Origin of the sequence: Pseudoduganella buxea (genome assembly GCF_009720835.1) — a bacterium.
GTDB classification, from domain to species: Bacteria; Pseudomonadota; Gammaproteobacteria; order Burkholderiales; family Burkholderiaceae_D; genus Rugamonas; species Rugamonas buxea.
On the sequence record NZ_WNKZ01000006.1, the window covers coordinates 74,754 to 92,688 of the forward strand.

Genomic DNA, 17,935 nt, shown 5'->3' on the forward strand with positions numbered 1-17,935 from the left:
CGTAAAAAAACCGCTGTGCGATTGTCTCACACAGCGGTATTTACGCCCATCAGGCCGTCTACAAGACGCGGTTGACGCGGCCAGGGGCAGCATCGCCCCCAGCCACGCCGGGCCGCCATCTCAGTTAGGACGGGTGCTGGTCGGGAAAGGCCATGCGGCAGCTGGTGCCAGCACGGTCTTCGCGGCCGGCGTGGAAGCTGCGGCGGCTGCCGGAGCGGCGGCTGGCTTGGCTTCCTTCTTCGCTGCGGCCTTCTTCGCCGGCGCCTTTGGCGCGGCCGGTGCCGATGCGGCGCTTGGAGCGGCGCTCGGTGCGGCGACCGACTTGGCTACGGTCTTGGAGGCCGGTTTCGCTGCCGGCTTTTCAGCGGCTGGCTTGGCTGCGGCCTTCGATGCAGGCTTGGCTGCGGCCTTGGACGCTGGCTTGGCTGCTGGCTTGGCTGCTGGCTTGGCTGCGGCCTTGGACGCTGGCTTGGCAGCTGGTTTGGCTACGGCCTTGGACGCTGCCTTGGTGGCGGTTTTCTTCGCGGCCGGCTTTGCTGCTGGCTTGGCGGCGGCCTTCGTCGCGGTCTTCTTGGCTGCTGGTTTCGCTGCGGCTTTCGACGCGGCCTTGGCTGCCGGCTTGGCTACGGCCTTGGTTGCGGCCTTCTTGGCTGCAGGCTTTGCGGCTGGCTTGGCGGCGGCCTTGGTCGCGCTTTTCTTCGCGGCTGGCTTTGCTCCTGCCTTGGCTACGGCCTTGGCTGCGCCTTTCTTGGCGGCTGGCTTGGCTGCGGCCTTCTTCGCTGCTGGCTTGGCTGCAGCTTTCTTGGCGGCCGGCTTGGCAGCTGCCTTGGTCGCGGTCTTCTTCGCTGCAGGCTTTGCTGCGGCGGTTTTCTTCGCTGCCGGCTTGGCTGCTGCCGTGGTCTTCTTGGCTGCAGGTTTTGCTGCCGCGGTGGTTTTCTTCGCCGCCGGCTTGGCTGCCGTGGTGGACTTCTTGGCTGCCGGCTTGGCCGCTGCCGTAGTCTTCTTGGCCGCAGGCTTGGCTGCCGTGGTGGACTTCTTGGCTGCTGGCTTGGCAGCTGCCGTGGCCTTCTTCGCTGCCGGCTTTGCAGCGGCAGTGGTTTTCTTCGCGGCTGCGGCGGTACCTTTAGCAGCGGCCGTGGTTTTCTTTGCAGCTGCCGGCTTGGCGGCGGCGGTCTTGGTGGCCGACTTGGCGGTCGTGGCCTTCTTGGCTGGGGCAGCGGCCTTGGTGGCGGCTGGCTTCTTGACTTCGGTTTTCTTAGCGGCGGTAGCCATTTTTATTTCTCCTTCATCCGGGATGAAAATACGCACATGATTGAAACCCGTCCGGCCTTCCCGTTGGGGAAGGCGGGCGAATTATTCATCGGCGCAAGCATGTCGATGTTTGCGCTAATGAATTCGGCACCCGGCTGAACTGCTGCAGCTCCTCACGACTGCAGCACTTCAGCCAATCGATCCGGCCAGCGCGGACCGTGCGGTCCCGGGCCGGCCTTCTCTGAATTCTTGTTCTTACGTGTCTCCTGGGCAGCGCGAAGATTCAGCACCTGGCGCAGGCATTCGGCCCGCGACGCCCGACATCGCTTCACATCTCGTTAGCGGCGTTCAAAGAAAAAACCGCCCGACCTGACTAGGTTCAGGCGAGGCGGCTTGCCAGATAACGGTGTGGTTGTAGTGCATATCCGTGCGAACTTTATGTCCTGTTTTTTTTCGTTTTGCGGTAACAACACACTCCAAAAGAGAGCGCTTGCATATTCACGCGTTTTCAAGTTCGTAAAGTACACGAAAACCTTATTGATGCGCAACGGGCACGAATGCTTTTCGCATTCTTTTTTTGCGACGCTTTGCGAGGTAGCGCACATTGAATGGCCAATGCCGAGCCGCGCCGCGCCGCGAACAGCGTGTCCACCGCCGTGCTCACGCCGCACACCGCTTCGCGCCGCGCCTTTACCTACAGGCCGTATGCAAAGCGCGAGCGAACCGGTGCGTGCCATCGCGCGACGCCGTGCGCACACGCGACGCCATCGCGCCGCGTCCCCGTGTGCAGTAGTGATTCGGCGACAACCATGGGCCAGTGAAGGCGACCGGCCGCGCGCAGGGACTGTCCCCGCATGTTGAAGTTCGCATCGACGCGCCAAGGCGAGCCAGTAAATTGAAGGTCTTCGGCGACGGCCGAGGACGCGATGAACGGTGACGATCCAGCGGCCCCGCGGCGATGCCCGATGACCGCTACACTGATCAGATCAAACCGAATATGGATAGACGCCCCATGCACATCGACACCGCCATCGCCCTGGTCCGAACGAGACTGCTGCCCCGCTGGCCGCACGCGACGGCCGCCATCATCGGCGGTTCGATCGCGCGCGGCGAGGCCACGCCCACCTCCGACATCGACCTGCTGCTGCTGTTCGAAAAGGTCGACCGCGCCTGGCGCGACACGCTCAAGGTGGACGGCCAGACTGTAGAACTGTTCGGCCACGATCCGGCCACCTTCGACTATTTTTGCCGCCGCATCGACGCCCCCAACGGCACGATACCGCTGGCGATGATGGTCATCGACGGCGTGGCCGTGCTGCCTCCCAACCTCACCTTTGATGCGCTCGGAAAGTACGCGCGGCAACTGTATGCGGCCGGCCCACCGGCCTGGGACGCCGCCACCCTGGCCGCCCGCCGCTATGCCATCACGACCCTGGTCGAAGACCTGCAGGACAGCGAACGGTCCGACGAAACCCTGGCCATCGCCGTCAAGCTGTACGACACGCTCGCCACCTTCGCGCTGCGCGCGGGCGGCCACTGGACGGGAACGGGCAAGCACCTGGCGCGGCGCCTGAAGACAGCGACGCCGGACCTGGCGGCGGCGCTGGAAGAAGGGATGGGAAGGCTCGCGGCCGATCCCGGAATGGCCAAGGCGGTGCTGATCGAGGCGGCTCGGCGCGCGCTGGCGCCCCATGGCGGCTGGCTGCTGGAAGGCTTCCATGCGCCGGCGCCGGCGGCGTGGCGGAGCGACAAGGCGCCATTCGCCTGAACGCACGCCGATAAAAAAAGCCCGCAGCAAGTGGGGGCTTTCGATAGTGCGAGACTATGGGGAATCAATCCAGCGTGTCGAGCACTTCCACCGCCAGCAAGGGAACCGCCGATTGGGCGTGATCGACTGGACAAGCGAATTAGTCCAGCCGGCATTGAGCACGCTGCACATCGACGCTGGCATTTCGTGGGATTGTTGGCGTCAGCGTCACTCCATCCTGGCCCCCAGGCAACCCACCCGACCAATACGACACCCGCCATGACCCCATCGCTTCCCGCGCTTGAACTTCAATACTGGCGCCACCGCAAGGAGCTTCCTACCGTTGCTGAGCAACTGGGCGAGCTCTTTCGTTTTTCCCGCGCCATACACGCCTACTCGCCGGTATTACAAGACTGGTGGCTGACGTCGGATAAAGATATCGACGACGCGCTTCTGTACCGGGCCTTTGACCCGCATGGACCGACAGCCGAGGCGCTCGCGGTAATCGAGACCAAGACAAAAAATACGCATGACATCCGCTCCATTTCAGTCTGGAACGGAAGGAGAAATGAGGAGGAAGGCGCAGTACTCGGCTCCCGGTGTAACGTCATTGGCCGTCCCGACGCCGTCAGTTTCAGGCTCAGGCTAAGACCCGAGGTGGCCGACTGGAAAACCGCCGCGGCGTGGCTCCAGGCTGCCGTCACGATCTGGCCCGCGCTGTTCGCAACCTTCGGCCCGTTCTGGTACAACGAAAAGAGGGTATTCAGGGACCGCCCCGGCGTGAGCTGGATGCTCTATCTACCGCGAAAGCTCACGGCGCAGGACGTGCCGGAGGCGCGAAGGCTGGTGCCGGTCATGCGAAACAGCAAGGAGCAGCTTGGCACCATCATCGTCAGCGTCGTGGACGAACCGTTTTCGCTCGACAATCCGGAGCACATCAAGACTGCCAACGACATCGAAATCCGCCTGGTCGACCAGGATCTGCTGCCGCGATACGCCGATTTGTGATGCCCATATAAAAAAGGCCCCCTCACGGGAGCCTTTCACAGTCCTTCAACCAATCAATCCCAGTTCAACGCCCCACCCGTCTGGTACTCGGTGACGCGCGTCTCGAAGAAGTTGCGTTCCTTCTTCAGGTCGATCATCTCGCTCATCCATGGGAACGGGTTCTCGTCCTGGTCGAACAGCGGCTCCAGGCCGATCTGCACGGCGCGGCGGTTGGCGATGAAGCGCAGGTAGCCCTTGAACATGGTGGCGTTCAGGCCCAGCACGCCGCGTGGCATCGTGTCTTCGGCGTAGGCGTATTCCAGTTCCACGGCCTGCAGGAACAGGGCCTTGATCTCGTCGCGGAAGGCCGGGGTCCACAGCTGCGGGTTTTCCAGCTTGATCGTGTTGATCAGGTCGATGCCGAAGTTGCAGTGCATCGATTCGTCGCGCAGGATGTACTGGTACTGTTCGGCCGCGCCCATCATCTTGTTCTGGCGGCCCAGCGCCAGGATCTGCGTGAAGCCCACGTAGAAGAACAGGCCTTCCATCAGGCAGGCGAAGACGATCAGGGACTTCAGCAAGGTCTGGTCGCTTTCCGTCGTGCCGGTCGTGAAGGCCGGGTCGGTCAGGGTGTCGATGAACGGGATCAGGAACTGGTCCTTGTCGCGGATCGACTTGACTTCGTTGTAGGCGTTGAAGATTTCCTGCTCATCCAGGCCGAGCGACTCGACGATGTACTGGTAGGCGTGGGTGTGGATGGCTTCCTCGAAGGCCTGGCGCAGCAGGTACTGGCGGCATTCCGGCGCCGTGATGTGGCGGTAGGTGCCCAGCACGATGTTGTTGGCGGCCAGCGAGTCGGCCGTCACGAAAAAGCCCAGGTTGCGCTTGACCAGGCGGCGCTCGTCCTCGGTCAGGCCGTTCGGGTTCTTCCACAGCTCGATATCGCGCTGCATGTTCACTTCCTGCGGCATCCAGTGGTTGGCACAGCCGGCCAGGTACTTGTCCCATGCCCACTTGTACTTGAACGGCACCAGCTGGTTCACGTCCGTCTTGCCGTTGATGATGCGCTTGTCGTCCGCGTTGACGCGCTTGGCGACCAGGTCGGCGGTGACTTCTTCACCGGCGGCGCCGGTCGGCAGTTGTGGTTGGCGTGGCGCGGTGGCCGCTTCATCATCCCAGGAGAGCATGGTCAATATCCTTCAGTTCTTGTGTGTGAATCCTCGAATGTGCCGTGGTTCGGCGAGCAAGGGCCGGGTCGACAGCTGCTGGTCCGTTCCTGGATCATTCGATCGGGTTGGGGGTCGGCCACCAGGTGGCCGTGTTCTATCAGATGGCGACTCGACGGGCGTGCGGCAAGTGCCGGCGCCCGTCGAGCATTCAAGCTGCTGCCACCTTATGGCAGCTTACTGGCAGGCTTCGCATTCCTCGAAGCCGGCGTCGCCAGGACGCAGGTAGCACGCGGCGCCCTCTTCCACCTGCTGGACCGTTTCCGGTGCCGAGTGGGTCGGCACGGCCGGGGCGGCGGCACTGCCGGCGGCGAAGGACTGGGCCGGCGAGTGGGCCGAGACGGCGTTCAGCGCGCCCGTCTTCGACGTCGACTTCTCCATGTGCGAGGCGGCGATGGTGCGCAGGTAGTAGGTCGTCTTCAGGCCGCGCAGCCAGGCCAGCTTGTAGGTCTCGTCCAGCTTCTTGCCCGAGGCGCCGGCCATGTAGATGTTCAGCGACTGGGCCTGGTCGATCCACTTCTGGCGACGCGATGCCGCTTCCACCAGCCAGGTCGGCGACACTTCGAACGCGGTTGCATAAATGTCACGCAGGTCCTGCGGCACGCGGTCGATCTTGGTCAGCGAGCCGTCGAAGTACTTCAGGTCGGCAATCATGACTTCGTCCCACAGGTCGCGCGCCTTCAGGTCACGCACCAGGTAGGCGTTGATCTCGGTGAACTCGCCCGACAGGTTCGACTTCACGTACAGGTTCTGGAAGGTCGGCTCGATGCAGGCCGACACGCCGATGATGTTCGAGATCGTCGCCGTCGGGGCAATGGCCACGCAGTTCGAGTTGCGCATGCCGAACTGCTTGATGCGCTCGCGCAGCGGGGTCCAGTCCATCGACGAGGACATGTCCTGCTCCAGGTAGCCGCCGCGTTCCTCGGCCAGCAGCTTGACGGAGTCCTGCGGCAGGATGCCGCGGTCCCACAGCGAACCCTTGTACGAAGCGTAGTGACCACGCTCCTCGGCCAGCTCGGTCGAGGCGTAGTAGGCGTAGTAGCACACCGCTTCCATCGACGTATCGGCGAAGTCCACCGCCGCCTGCGACTGGTACGGCACGCGCATCATGTGCAGGCAGTCCTGGAAGCCCATCACCCCCATGCCGACCGGACGGTGGCGCATATTCGCGTTGCGGGCCTTGTCGACGGCGTAGTAGTTGATGTCGATGACGTTGTCGAGCATGCGCATGGCCGTGCGGATGGTCTTCTGCAGCTTGACGTGGTCCAGCTTGCCCTCTTTCATATGGGCCGGCAGGTTGACTGAACCCAGGTTGCACACTGCAATCTCGTCCGGACCCGTGTTCAGGGTGATCTCGGTGCACAGGTTCGAGCTGTGCACGACGCCCACGTGCTGCTGCGGCGAGCGGATATTGCATGGGTCCTTGAAGGTGATCCATGGGTGGCCCGTCTCGAACAGCATCGACAGCATCTTGCGCCACAGGTCGAGCGCCTCGATCTTCTTGAAGACGCGGATCTCGCCGCGGGCGGCGGCCGCCTCGTAGCCCGTGTAGGCCTGCTCAAATGCCTTACCTACTTTATCGTGCAGGTCCGGCGTCTCGGACGGCGAGAACAGCGTCCACGTGCCCTTTTCCATCACGCGCTTCATGAACAGGTCGGGAATCCAGTTGGCCGTATTCATGTCGTGGGTGCGGCGGCGGTCGTCACCCGTGTTCTTGCGCAGGTCGAGGAATTCCTCGATGTCCATGTGCCAGGTTTCCAGGTAGGCGCAGACGGCGCCCTTGCGCTTGCCGCCCTGGTTGACCGCCACGGCCGTGTCGTTGACCACTTTCAGGAACGGCACCACGCCTTGCGACTTGCCGTTGGTGCCCTTGATGTGGGCGCCCAGCGCACGCACGGGGGTCCAGTCGTTGCCCAGGCCACCGGCGAACTTGGCCAGCAGCGCGTTTTCCTTGATGGCGTCGTAGATGCCTTCCAGGTCGTCCGACACGGTGGTCAGGTAGCACGACGACAGCTGCGAACGCAGGGTGCCCGAGTTGAACAGGGTCGGCGTCGACGACATGAAGTCGAAGCTCGACAGCAGGTTGTAGAACTCGATGGCGCGCGCTTCGCGGTTCGTCTCGTTCAGCGACAGGCCCATGGCCACGCGCATGTAGAAGGCCTGCGGCATCTCGATGCGCACGTCGCGCACGTGCAGGAAGTAGCGGTCGTACAGGGTCTGCAGGCCGATATAGCCGAACTGCAGGTCGCGGTCGGCGACGATGGCCTTGGCCAGCTTGGCCAGGTCGAACTCGGCCAGCTTGGTGTCCAGCAGCTCGGCGGCGATGCCCTTGGCGATGTATTGGGGGAAGTAGTCGATGTACTCCGCGGCGGCCTGCGCCTGCGGCACTTCCTTGCCGAACACTTCCTTGCGGATCGTGTGCAGCAGGATGCGGGCCGTGACCTGCGAGTAGGCCGGGTCCTTTTCCATCAGCGCACGGGCGGCCAGGATGGCAGACTTGTGCAGCTCTTCGACGGGCACGCCGTCGTACAGGTTCTTGACCGTCTCGGCCAGGATGGCGTCGGCGTCGACGTGCTTTTCCAGGCCCGAGCAGGCGGCAGCGATCAGGTCGCGCACTTCCTGCATCACCAGCGGACGGCGCTGGCCGTTTTCCGTCACGTGCAGTTCCGGTTCGGCCACGTCGGCGGTGCCGGCGGCGGCCTTCTTGGCGCGGCGCTCTTCCATCTGCTTGGCGCGGTACAGCACGTAGGCGCGGGCCACGTCATGCTCGCCCGAGCGCATCAGCGCCAGTTCCACCTGGTCCTGCACGTCTTCGATATGGAAGGTGCCGCCGGAAGGCTGGCGGCGTACCAGGGCATTCACCACGTTTTCCGTCAGCTGCTCGGCCAGTTCGCGGATGCGCGCGGACGCGGCGCCCTGCCCGCCCTGGACGGCGATGAAGGCCTTCGTCATGGCGACCTTGATCTTCGACGGTTCGAAGGCGACGACGGCGCCGTTGCGGCGGATGATGCGATAGTCGCCCAGCGCGCCCGACGTTGCCTGGCCACCGGTCACGGCAGCGGATACCGGCAGTTGCGAGGCCGGATTGGTGGTGATGTCTTGGTTAGATTGCATTGAGGCTCCCCGGAAAACGGCGTGCAAAAAAAGGGGCATACCGAACGAATTGCTTCGCGGCAGCTTTTAGTATTCAGTAAGGTTCGACTAAGTTTGTCACTAGATTTAGTGACTAGCGCAATTTCTTGCACTAATTGTAGTGAGAGCGAAGGGCTTCTACAAGCGCTACAGGGCGAAAAAAAGTTAGCAGAACGTCGAAGTTTCGGTTGACTTTTTGATGTGCCTCAAACGACGGGCCCTATCAAGTGAGCGAGTACTAACACCAATTTTCGCCCCTTCCGCGCGCTGCCGAAAGCTTGTGCAGACCCGATGACATGGCGACAAGCTTATGCGTCAAACACTGTCCACATGGCAGGCTTGGTGCCAGGCGGACCGGCATTATAGTCGATGCGCCGGGCCGCTGCCGAGCTCGCCCCCGACCCCATCAAGGCTCCTGGATGTCCAGTTTCTGCATCTGGTAGCGCAGCTGCCGGAAGCTGATGCCCAGCAGTTGGGCCGCCTGCGTGCGGTTGTACTGGGTCTGGGCCAGCGCCCGCACGATGATTTCGCGCTCGACCCGTTCCAGGTATTCGGGCAGGTTCGACGGCAGCACCGTCAGGTCCGGCAGCGGCGGTTGCGGCGCGGTGGCGGCAGGCGCCGGCGGCAGCGATGCCGGCCCGCCTGGCGGCGGCGGCACTTCGGCCTGCGTCGGCACGGTCCCTTCCGTTGCGGCCAGTTTCGCGCCCTTCAGGGCCAGGTCCTCGACGTGGATCACGCCGTCGTTGGCGAAGGCCAGAGCCCTTTCCAGCACGTTTTCCAGCTCGCGCACGTTACCCGGGAAGCTGTAGCCGCGCAGTGCATCGAGCACGCCGGGCCCCAGCACGGCCGGCTGGCCGCCGCCGGACAGGCGCGCCAGGATCGCATCCGTCAGCACGGGCAGGTCATCCAGCCGGGCGCGCAGCGGCGGCAGCGCCAGCTCGATGACGTTCAGGCGATAGAACAGGTCCTGGCGGAACTTGCCCTGTTCGACACAGCGGGCCAGGTCCTGGTGGGTGGCGCTGACGATGCGCACGTCCACCGGTTCCTCGGCCGTGGCGCCGATCTTGCGCACGCGCCGCTCCTGGATCGCCCGCAGCAGCTTGACCTGCATGGCCAGCGGCAAGTCGGCCACCTCGTCGAGCATCAGGGTGCCGCCGTTGGCGGCCTGGAAGAAGCCGTCGCGCTCGTCGGCCGCGCCCGTGAAGGCGCCCTTGCGGTAGCCGAAGAATTCGGCCTCCATCAGGGCCTCGGGAATGGCGCCGCAGTTGACGGCGATGAAGGGCTTGTCCGCCCGCGCGCCCTGGGCGTGGATCTCGCGCGCGGCCAGCTCCTTGCCGGAGCCGGATTCGCCCGTGATGGCGATCGGCGCCATCGAACGGGCCAGCCGGCCGATCTGGGCGCGCAGTGCCTGCATGGCGGCGGACTGCCCCTTCAGGCGGCTGTCCACGGCCGCCTCGCGCGCCGCGGGGGCCGGCGTGGCCAGCTTCAGGGCCGACTGCACCATCTGGCGCAGCTGGTCCAGCTGCACCGGTTTGCTGATGTAGTCGAAGGCCCCCGCCTTCAGGGCGACGACGGCGTTGTCGGCACTGCCGAAGGCCGTGACGACGGCAATCGGCGTGGCGCGGCCGCTGCTTGTCACTTCGCGCACCAGTTCCAGTCCCAGCCCGTCGGGCAGGCGCATGTCCGTCAGCACCAGGCCATAATCGCCGCCGGCCAGGAAGTCGCGCGCCTGGCGCAGGTCGGCCGCACTGTCGACGTCCAGCCCCATCTTGAGCAGGGTGATTTCCAGCAGCTCGCGCAGGTCGTCTTCGTCGTCGACCACCAGGACCCGGGGAGAACTCATGCGTTATGCCTTTGCCGATACATATATATAAGGGGAATGCCGGTGAGGACGGCTTATTGCGCGCCCGGCCGGGCGAAGGTGATGACGAAGCGTCCGCTGGAGCTGCGTCCGGCGCCGGCCGCGCCCCGGTCGAAGCGGTACTCGTAATCGAGCATGGCTTCGTTATTCAAGCACAGTTCGCGCGCCAGATACAGGCCCAGGCCCGTGCCCTTCGACGAGGTAGTGTAGAACGGCTCGAACAGGTGGGCCCGCACTTCCGGCGAGATGCCGGGGCCGTCGTCCTGCACGTGCAGCTCGAGCGGCCGGCCGCTGGCCGCCACGACGAACAGGCGGATGCTGGACGGCTCGCGGCTGGCATAGCGCACCGCATTGCCCAGCAGGTTGAGCAGCACTTCGCGCAGGTGCAGCGGGTCGAAGCGCACGGCGACGGCACTGACCCGGCCGATATCGAGCACGGCCCCGTCCAGCCCATGCACTTCGTCGAATTCGCTTTTCAAATCCGCCACCAGCTGGGCCAGCGCCAGCGGCTCGCCATGGCTGTGCGCCTTGCGCGACAGCTGCAGGATGTCTTCCACCATGCGGTTCACGCGCGCGACGTTGTCGCCGACGATCTTGAGCAGGCGCAGGTGCACGGGTGTGTGCAGGTCCTCGGCCAGCAGCGACGTGGCGTGGCCGATGGCCGACAGGGGGTTGCGCACCTCATGGGCGATGCTGGCCGTCAGGCGCCCCATCGACGCCAGCTTCAGTTGCTGCGCCTGGTTTTCGATGGCCGTCACGTCCTGCAGGAAGATGACGTTGCGCTCGATGCCCGCCTCGCCCGTCTCGGCGGCGGCGAAACGCAGCTTCAGGTGGGCCGCCAGATCGCGCCGGCCATCCCAGGCCGCCGTCATGTCGTGCATGGCCGGGTCGGTGTAGGGCTTGATCGTCACGAAGGCGGTCGACTGGGCGGCGTCCAGGCGCCAGTCCTCGTAGGCCTGGGCGATGGCATGCAGCGACGGCAGCGCGCCCAGGCGCAGGCCCAGCGCGCCGGCCACGCCCAGCATCTGCTGCGCGGCCGGATTGCCGGCGTGGATCTGGCCGTCCGGCCCGACGATGACGATGCCGTCGCCCGCATGCGACATGATCAGCCGGTTGACGGCCTGCTGGGCGCCGATCTCGATGCCGCGCTGGACGGCCAGTTCTTCCTGCCCGATGAGGCGCGCGGCCATCCGGTTCACCACCAGCACGGCGGCAAAGAAGGCGGCGCCGAACAGGCCGGCCTGCAGCAGCGCGGGGTCGCCTTCGGCCGTCAGCACGCGCCAGGCGCTGTCGCCCAGCAGGAACAGGGTGACGAGGGCGGCGCAGAACAGCGCCAGCAGCAGCGGCGCCAGGATGGCGCAGCCGGCCAGCGGGAACAGGTACAGGATCGCCAGGCCGCTGCGCACGCCGCCACCGGCGGCATACAGCAGCGAAATGACGGCCAGGTCGCAGGCCACCTGGGCCAGCATCTGGACCATGAAGCGGCGGCGATACCAGGCACCCGCCAGCACGAAGCCGGCGGCCAGCGCCAGGTAGGCGCCGCACACGGTGGCGTGGCGCAGGTCGCCGGCGGTGCGCAGGCCCGAGCCATCCAGGCTGAAATACACCAGCAGCACCAGCGCGATGACGACGCGGGTGCCGTTCAGGGTCTGCAGCGAACGCCAGAAGGTGTCGCGCGCGTGGGCCGACAAGGTGGGCAGGGTGGCGGACACCGGATCGGCGCGGCGGAATTCAGTGCGCCGGCGTGTGGGCGGCGCTGCAGTAGTCGCGCCCCGCGGCCGGCACGTTCTCGGACGCCGGGTAATACATGCCGCAGTGGGCGCAGCACAGCATGGGCTCGGCCGTCACGGCCGGTGGCGCCGCCGGCCGGCGCGCGGCCCGCTCCTGGTGCTGGGACTGGGCCGTCTGCTGGCGGCGGGCGTTGGCGCGCAGCTTGGCGCGGACGGCGGCGATGACCAGGAAGGCCAGCGCTACCCAGAACAGGATACGTGTCATGCGAAACCTCGATGCAAAACCACTTCCAGGACGAAGCGGGTGCCGACATACGCCAACAGCAAGGTGGCGAAGCCGGCCAGGGTGAAGCTCAATGCCGTCTTGCCGCGCCAGCCGCGGAAGTGGCGGCCCGCCAGCAACGCGGCGAACAGGAGCCAGGACAGCAGGGTGAAGACGGATTTATGGTCCCACTTCAGCGCCTGGCCGAACAGCTGCTCGGAAAACACGATGCCCGACAGGACCGTGAGGCTGAGCAGAGTGAAGCCGAAGCCGATCAGGCGGAACAGCAGCTTTTCCATCGTCAGCAGGGCCGGCAGCTGGTCCAGCGCCGCGGCCAGGAAGCCGGGACTGCCCGTGCGCGTGTGCAGGCGCGACTCCTGCAATGCCATCAGCACGGCGTGGAAGGCGGCGATTGTCAAGGTGCTGTAGGCCAGGGTGGCGACGGCGATATGCCAGCCGAACATGGGCGAGCGGCCTTGCAGCGCAATCAGCGCGCCGGGAAACACGCCCTGCAGCGCCACGGCCGCCGCGGCGCACGGCATCACCATGCGGCGCAGGCCGTCGAGGGGAAAGTTGCGGTTCTCGATCCAGTAGGCGGCCACGGAAATCCACAGCGCCGACGACAGCATGGCGGCAAACCCCAGCCGCAGCGAGCCGGGCACCATCACGTCGAACCATAACGCGGCCCCATGGGCCAGCCACGCCACCGGCGTCAGGACGGCAATCATGCGCCCCTTGGCGGCAGGCAGGAAGGCACACACCAGATACAGCAACGCGGCTGCGATCAGAAAATTTGTCTGCATCAACGCAGTTTACTATAGGCGCCGCAAACGATGGGCCCACCCGGTGGCGACATGCTGCCTTGACAGAAAAAGTTGCCGCGAAAATGGGGTCTGTCCCCATTTTTTGGGCAACTAATCGACGGCGGCCATGCGCAGTTCGTCGTTGTGGTGGCGCTGCTGCTCTTCCATCACCAGCTGGCCCAGCTCGCGTTTCAGCGCGTTGAATTCGGCGGCCGCGGGGTCGCGCAGGCGCGGCAGGTCGACGACGATGTCCTTCTTGATCGTGCCGGGCCGGTAGGTCATGACGACGATGCGGTCGGCCAGGTAGATCGCCTCCTCGATGCTGTGGGTGACGAAAATGATGGTCTTCTTCAGTTCCGCCCACAGGCGCAGCAGCTCGTCCTGCAGGTTGCGGCGGGTCAGCGCGTCGAGGGCGCCGAACGGCTCGTCCATCAGCATGATGGGCGAATCGAGTGCCAGCACACGGGCGATGGCCACGCGCTGGCGCATGCCGCCGGACAGGTCCTTCGGATAGCGGCTGCGGAAGTCCTGCAGCGACAGCATCTGCAGCAGCTTGTCGACGGTGGCGCGGATCTGCGCCTTGGGCTGGTTCTTGATCTCCAGGCCGAAGGCGACATTGTCTTCCACCGTCATCCACGGGAACAGCGCGTATTCCTGGAACACCATGCCCCGCTCCGGACCCGGCGCCGTGACGACCTGGCCGTCGGCCAGGATGGTACCGGACGACGGCAGCGCGAAGCCGGCGATGGCGTTCAGCAGGGTCGACTTGCCGCAGCCGGAAGGCCCCAGCAGGCAGACGAACTGCCCGCGCGGCACCTCCAGGTTGATGTCCTTCAGGGCGACGACGTCGCGCCCCGGCGTGGAGAACACCTTGTTGACGTCCTTGACGACGATATGCGCTTCGCTCATGTCAGTTCTCCAGGCCGCGGTGCCAGCGCAGCAGGTGGTTGTTCAACTTGTTCACGGCAATGTCGATGGCCAGGCCGATCACGCCGATGGTGAGCATGCCGGCGATGATCTTGTCCGACCAGAAGTACTCGCGCGCTTCCGTGATGCGGAAGCCCAGGCCGTTCTGCACGGCGATCATCTCGGCCACGATGACGACGATGAATGCCGTGCCGATGCCGATGCGTACACCCGACAGGATGTACGGCACGGCGGCCGGCAGGATCACACGCATGAACATCGTCAGCCCCGAGGCGCCCAGGTTGCGCGCCGCACGCAGGTAGATGCCGTCGACGTGGCGCACGCCGGCCACGGTATTCATGAGCACGGGGAAGAAGGCGCCCAGCGCGATCAGGAAGATGGCGGGCGGGTTGCCCAGCCCGAACCACAGGATCGACAGGGGGATGTAGGCGATCGGCGGGATCGGCCGCAGCAGCTGTACCAGGGGATTGAGCCACGCGTACGCATGCTTGCTGGCGCCCATGGCCAGGCCGATCGGCAGCGCCAGCCCGGCGCCGACGGCGAAACCGACCACCACCCGGTACAGGCTGCCCAGCGAATCCTGCACCAGCTCACCGGAAAACATCCACGCCAGCTTCGAGCCGGCCGCCGCATCGTAGGGCTGCAGCGGCAGCAGGTACTCGACCCACTTGGCCACCACCGCGCCCGGCGACGGCAGCACCTGCGCATTGACCCACTGCAGGTGCGCGGCCGTATGCCACAACAGAATCACTACCGCCGGCACTACCAGCCCGACGCCGATTTCCCGCCAATCGATCCGTGCCATGATGGCCTCCTTACTTCACGCCCAGGCTTTTCTTGGCCTGCTCCAGCAAGTCCGTCTTGACCCAATCCTTCGCCACGGGTGGCTTGCTCATGCGCCCCACCCCGGTCTTGACCATGATGTCGGTGGTGATCTGGATATGCTCGGGCGTGACGTCGTAGCTGTACGGCGAATTGCCGATGGCATCCTCGAAGTCGTCCTTCGTGATCTGGCCCTTGAAGATCACTTCACGCACGTACTTCTCGGCCGTGGCCTTGTTGTCGATGAAGGTCTTGGTCGCTTCGACGAAGCAGCGCATGAACTTCTCGGCCACGGGCCGGCGCTCCTTGTAGAATTTTTCCGTCATCACCATGGTGCGCACCGGCTCGCCGATGGGGGTGTTGTAAGGCTTCATGATCTCGTTGCCGAAGCCCTTGTTGATGGCCTGCGAGGACTGCGGCTCCGATTGCATCATGGCGTCGATGTTCTTGCCGAGCAGGGCCTGGTTCAGGTCCGCATAGGCCAGCAACACAAGGCGCACATCCTTGCCCGGCTGGTCGGAAGCCGTCAGGCCGGCCTGCTGCAGCTCCGCCAGCAGCAGCACTTCCTGGATGCCGCCACGCGTGACGCCGACGCGCTTGCCCTTCAGGTCCTTGATGGACTTGAGCTGCAGGTCGCTGCGTCCGACCAGGCGGGCGCCGCCCTTGGCGAAGCCGGCCACCACGTAGACCGGGGCGCCGCCAGCGCGGCCGGAGATCGCCGCCTCCGACGCCGTCGTGCCGACATCGAGTTCGCCGGCGATAATGGCCTGCATCACGTCCAGGCCCTTGGCGAAGATATGTTCCTCGACCTTGATGCCGCACTTGGGCGCGATTTCCTTGATATAGGAAACGGCGCCGTAATGGGCGAATTTCAGGTTGCCCAGCCGGACCACTTCCTGCGCCTGCGCAGGCACCTGGGCCGTCAGCGCGGCCAGCGCCAGGGCGGCCGCCAGCGTCGTCGATGTCACTTTCATCCGTCTCTCCTCAGATAACACACATGTTCGTGCCGGCGCCTTTGCCGTGCCGGCCTCTTGCTTGGCTTGCGCGGGGAATCATACCAAGGATTCCCGGCCGCGCAGGCCTCGCATCAACCCTTTAGCGGTTGCGGGCCCGCAGCCGCGCCAGCCGCTCGCTCGACGCGGGATGGCTGGACAGATACGCCGGCATGCCGGCCTGCTCCTTTTCCACTTCTTCCAGCACCGTGAACACTCTTTCCAGGTGCTTGCCGGCGATGCCGTTCCGGCGCAGCATGTCGGCCGCGTAATCGTCCGCTTCCTGCTCCGCCTCGCGCGAATAGCGCAGGTCCAGCGCCAGTGCCGGCAGCCCGGCCACGACGGTGCTGACGTCGCCGAACAGCACGGCGCCCGTGGCGCCCACGACGGAACCCTGGATCAGCCGGCGCGTCAGGTGGCGCGCGTGCAGGTGGCCCAGTTCATGCGCCAGCACGGCCATGACGGCCTTGTCGTCGCCCAGCAGCTGCACCATCTCGTCGGTCAGCACGATCTCGCCGGACGGCAGCGCGAAGGCGTTCGGGCCGATGCGGCTGCGCCGGAACAGCAGCTGGTAGGCCGGTGCGCCTTCCACCGGTGGCGCCAACCGCGCGAAGTCGCGTGCCAGCTCGCCGCGCCGGGCCTCGGTCAGCCGGGTCGGAGCGAAGGCGTGCCGGTCCAGCACGGCCAGCACGCCGTCGCCCATCTGGCGTTCGACCGACACGGGCAGCGCGCGCGCGATCAGGTCGGCCGCCGCCGGCAGCACGAACAGGTAGCCCACCACCAATACGCCGGCGGTGGCCACCAGCGCGCCGACGGCCAGGCGCCAGCTTTGCTGGAGCCGCACGACGACACTGTCGCGGTGGCCGGTGGCATCCAGCAGCGCGTCGAAGGCGCCCTGCTCGTCCGCCTCGAAGCTGGCCAGGTCGGCGAAGGTCAGCCGGCGCCGCGCGTGGACGCTGCGCTCGGACACGCGCACCTCGGCCAGCGGCGCGCAGCGTTCCGTCTCGCCGTCGATGCAGGCATGGCCGTCGCGCACCCGCAGCACAACGCGCCAGGCGCGCGACGTCTGGCCGTCGTAGTAGCGGCCCGGCACGCCGGCCTGTGCGTCGTGCGTCATTACAGCGCCAGGTCGAAGCCGGCCAGGTCGGCCATGCCGTCGCCGACGGCGCCGACATCGCCCTGGCTGCCCGCCACCACGTCATCGAGGCTGCCGGAGACGATCAGCGCCGTCGATTCGAGGCGGTACTTCAGCGCGCGCACATGGGCGAACGGGATAAACAGGCCCAGGGTCAGGATGATGCCCAGCGTATTGCTCACATACAGCCACGCCAGGCGCGGCCCCTTCATCGTCGAACGGAAGCGGTGCGGCCCCAGTTGCGTGTGATTCCAGATCAGGTTCTGGATCATGGCCATGAAGGCATACATCAGGCAGAACAGGTAGACGTAGACCAGGGTCAGGCCGGCGCCCTTGCCGATCGCGGCCGACATATGCCCCATCGTCGGCTGCAGCATCTTGCCCAGCACAATGGCGGCGACGGTGATCAGGCCGCCGCCCAGCACCAGCAGCAGGAACATGCCGAAGTAGGCCTTGTAGAACGCGCCGACCGTGGCATCGAACGAGAAGGGCGTGCGGCCGTAGCGACTTTCCGTGTGCTGGAAGCGCTTGATGCGGTGGTGCAGGAAGGGGTACATCAGGCCCAGCGCGAACACCGACACCACCGGCAGCAGCAAATAATGGAAGTAGGCGTCTTTCAGGCTGCCGCCGAAGCCGAAGCGGATACCCCGGTAGCTGCTGTTGTACAACCCGAATTGAAGGCTCTTCCAGATCATCCATGGCATCGCGGCCAGGAACACGACCAGCATGACGATACCGGCCGCCAGTGAATACTGAAAAGCCAGCTGATAGCCGCCGAACAGCACCAGTGCGGCAATGCGGCCCTTCAGGATGGCGACGGGATTGCCGTGGTATTCGAAGCTGCTGCCGGCCAACTGGGTACTGCCATAGAAGTACTGGTTGCGCTTCACCTTGGCCCAGGCCGAATAGATGCCGAGGGTGACGATGGACAGCAGCAGGTTGACGATCCAGATGCGGAAGTACTCGCTGCCGGTCGCGCTGAAGGTGATGCGTTCCTCGCTGTTCGTCGCCGGTGCGACGGATTCGAAAACGGCGGACATGTTCGTGCTCCTGATTGGAC

General features: G+C 65.4%; 14 protein-coding genes. 2 read left to right on the top strand and 12 right to left on the bottom strand.

All coding sequences use genetic code 11. The features are described 5' to 3' along the window. Positions 1-120: 120 nt before the first annotated feature. Entirely contained in the window at positions 121-1,308 is a 1,188-nt protein-coding gene (locus GM672_RS03955; protein WP_188915950.1) for a hypothetical protein, read from the bottom strand. Between the two features lie 955 nt (positions 1,309-2,263). On the opposite strand from GM672_RS03955, the gene GM672_RS03960 reads away from it, so the two are divergent. Both GM672_RS03960 and GM672_RS03965 read left to right on the top strand, forming a co-directional pair. Continuing rightward, the gene (locus tag GM672_RS03960; protein WP_170299918.1) at positions 2,264-3,019 is read left to right on the top strand and encodes a nucleotidyltransferase family protein; all 756 of its coding nucleotides are present in this window, start codon (positions 2,264-2,266) and stop codon (positions 3,017-3,019) included. 258 nt (positions 3,020-3,277) lie between these two features. After that, entirely contained in the window at positions 3,278-4,006 is a 729-nt protein-coding gene (locus GM672_RS03965; protein WP_155469226.1) for an immunity 52 family protein, read from the top strand. A gap of 53 nt (positions 4,007-4,059) precedes the next feature. On the opposite strand, the gene GM672_RS03970 is transcribed toward GM672_RS03965, so the two are convergent. From GM672_RS03970 to GM672_RS04020, 11 genes are all read right to left on the bottom strand, one after another. Further along, positions 4,060-5,172, bottom strand: a complete 1,113-nt coding sequence (locus GM672_RS03970; protein WP_155469227.1) for a ribonucleotide-diphosphate reductase subunit beta — start codon at positions 5,170-5,172, stop codon at positions 4,060-4,062. Positions 5,173-5,388: 216 nt separating this feature from the next. After that, positions 5,389-8,325, bottom strand: coding sequence for a ribonucleoside-diphosphate reductase subunit alpha (locus GM672_RS03975; protein ID WP_155469228.1), 2,937 nt, complete (start codon positions 8,323-8,325; stop codon positions 5,389-5,391). 424 nt (positions 8,326-8,749) lie between these two features. Further along, complete coding sequence (locus GM672_RS03980) at positions 8,750-10,186, bottom strand: sigma-54-dependent transcriptional regulator (RefSeq protein ID WP_155469229.1); 1,437 nt, start codon at positions 10,184-10,186, stop codon at positions 8,750-8,752. A gap of 53 nt (positions 10,187-10,239) precedes the next feature. Further along, a complete protein-coding gene (locus GM672_RS03985; RefSeq protein WP_170299919.1) occupies positions 10,240-11,916 on the bottom strand; it encodes a two-component system sensor histidine kinase NtrB in 1,677 nt (558 codons plus the stop codon). Positions 11,917-11,935: 19 nt separating this feature from the next. Next, the gene (locus tag GM672_RS03990) at positions 11,936-12,199 is read right to left on the bottom strand and encodes a PP0621 family protein (RefSeq protein WP_155469230.1); all 264 of its coding nucleotides are present in this window, start codon (positions 12,197-12,199) and stop codon (positions 11,936-11,938) included. After that, entirely contained in the window at positions 12,196-12,999 is an 804-nt protein-coding gene (locus GM672_RS03995; protein WP_155469231.1) for a cytochrome C assembly family protein, read from the bottom strand. The genes GM672_RS03990 and GM672_RS03995 overlap by 4 nt, the downstream gene beginning before the upstream one ends. Before the next feature lie 111 nt (positions 13,000-13,110). Further along, a complete protein-coding gene (locus GM672_RS04000; protein ID WP_155469232.1) occupies positions 13,111-13,908 on the bottom strand; it encodes an ABC transporter ATP-binding protein in 798 nt (265 codons plus the stop codon). Position 13,909: 1 nt separating this feature from the next. Further along, positions 13,910-14,731, bottom strand: a complete 822-nt coding sequence (locus tag GM672_RS04005; protein ID WP_155469233.1) for an ABC transporter permease — start codon at positions 14,729-14,731, stop codon at positions 13,910-13,912. Positions 14,732-14,741: 10 nt separating this feature from the next. After that, entirely contained in the window at positions 14,742-15,722 is a 981-nt protein-coding gene (locus GM672_RS04010) for an ABC transporter substrate-binding protein (protein WP_155469234.1), read from the bottom strand. A 121-nt stretch (positions 15,723-15,843) separates the two neighbouring features. Next, positions 15,844-16,857, bottom strand: a complete 1,014-nt coding sequence (locus GM672_RS04015; protein ID WP_155469235.1) for a M48 family metallopeptidase — start codon at positions 16,855-16,857, stop codon at positions 15,844-15,846. Further along, positions 16,857-17,915: a YjgN family protein gene (locus tag GM672_RS04020; RefSeq protein ID WP_155469236.1), complete on the bottom strand. Its 1,059-nt coding sequence runs from the start codon at positions 17,913-17,915 to the stop codon at positions 16,857-16,859. The genes GM672_RS04015 and GM672_RS04020 overlap by 1 nt, the downstream gene beginning before the upstream one ends. Positions 17,916-17,935: the final 20 nt, after the last annotated feature.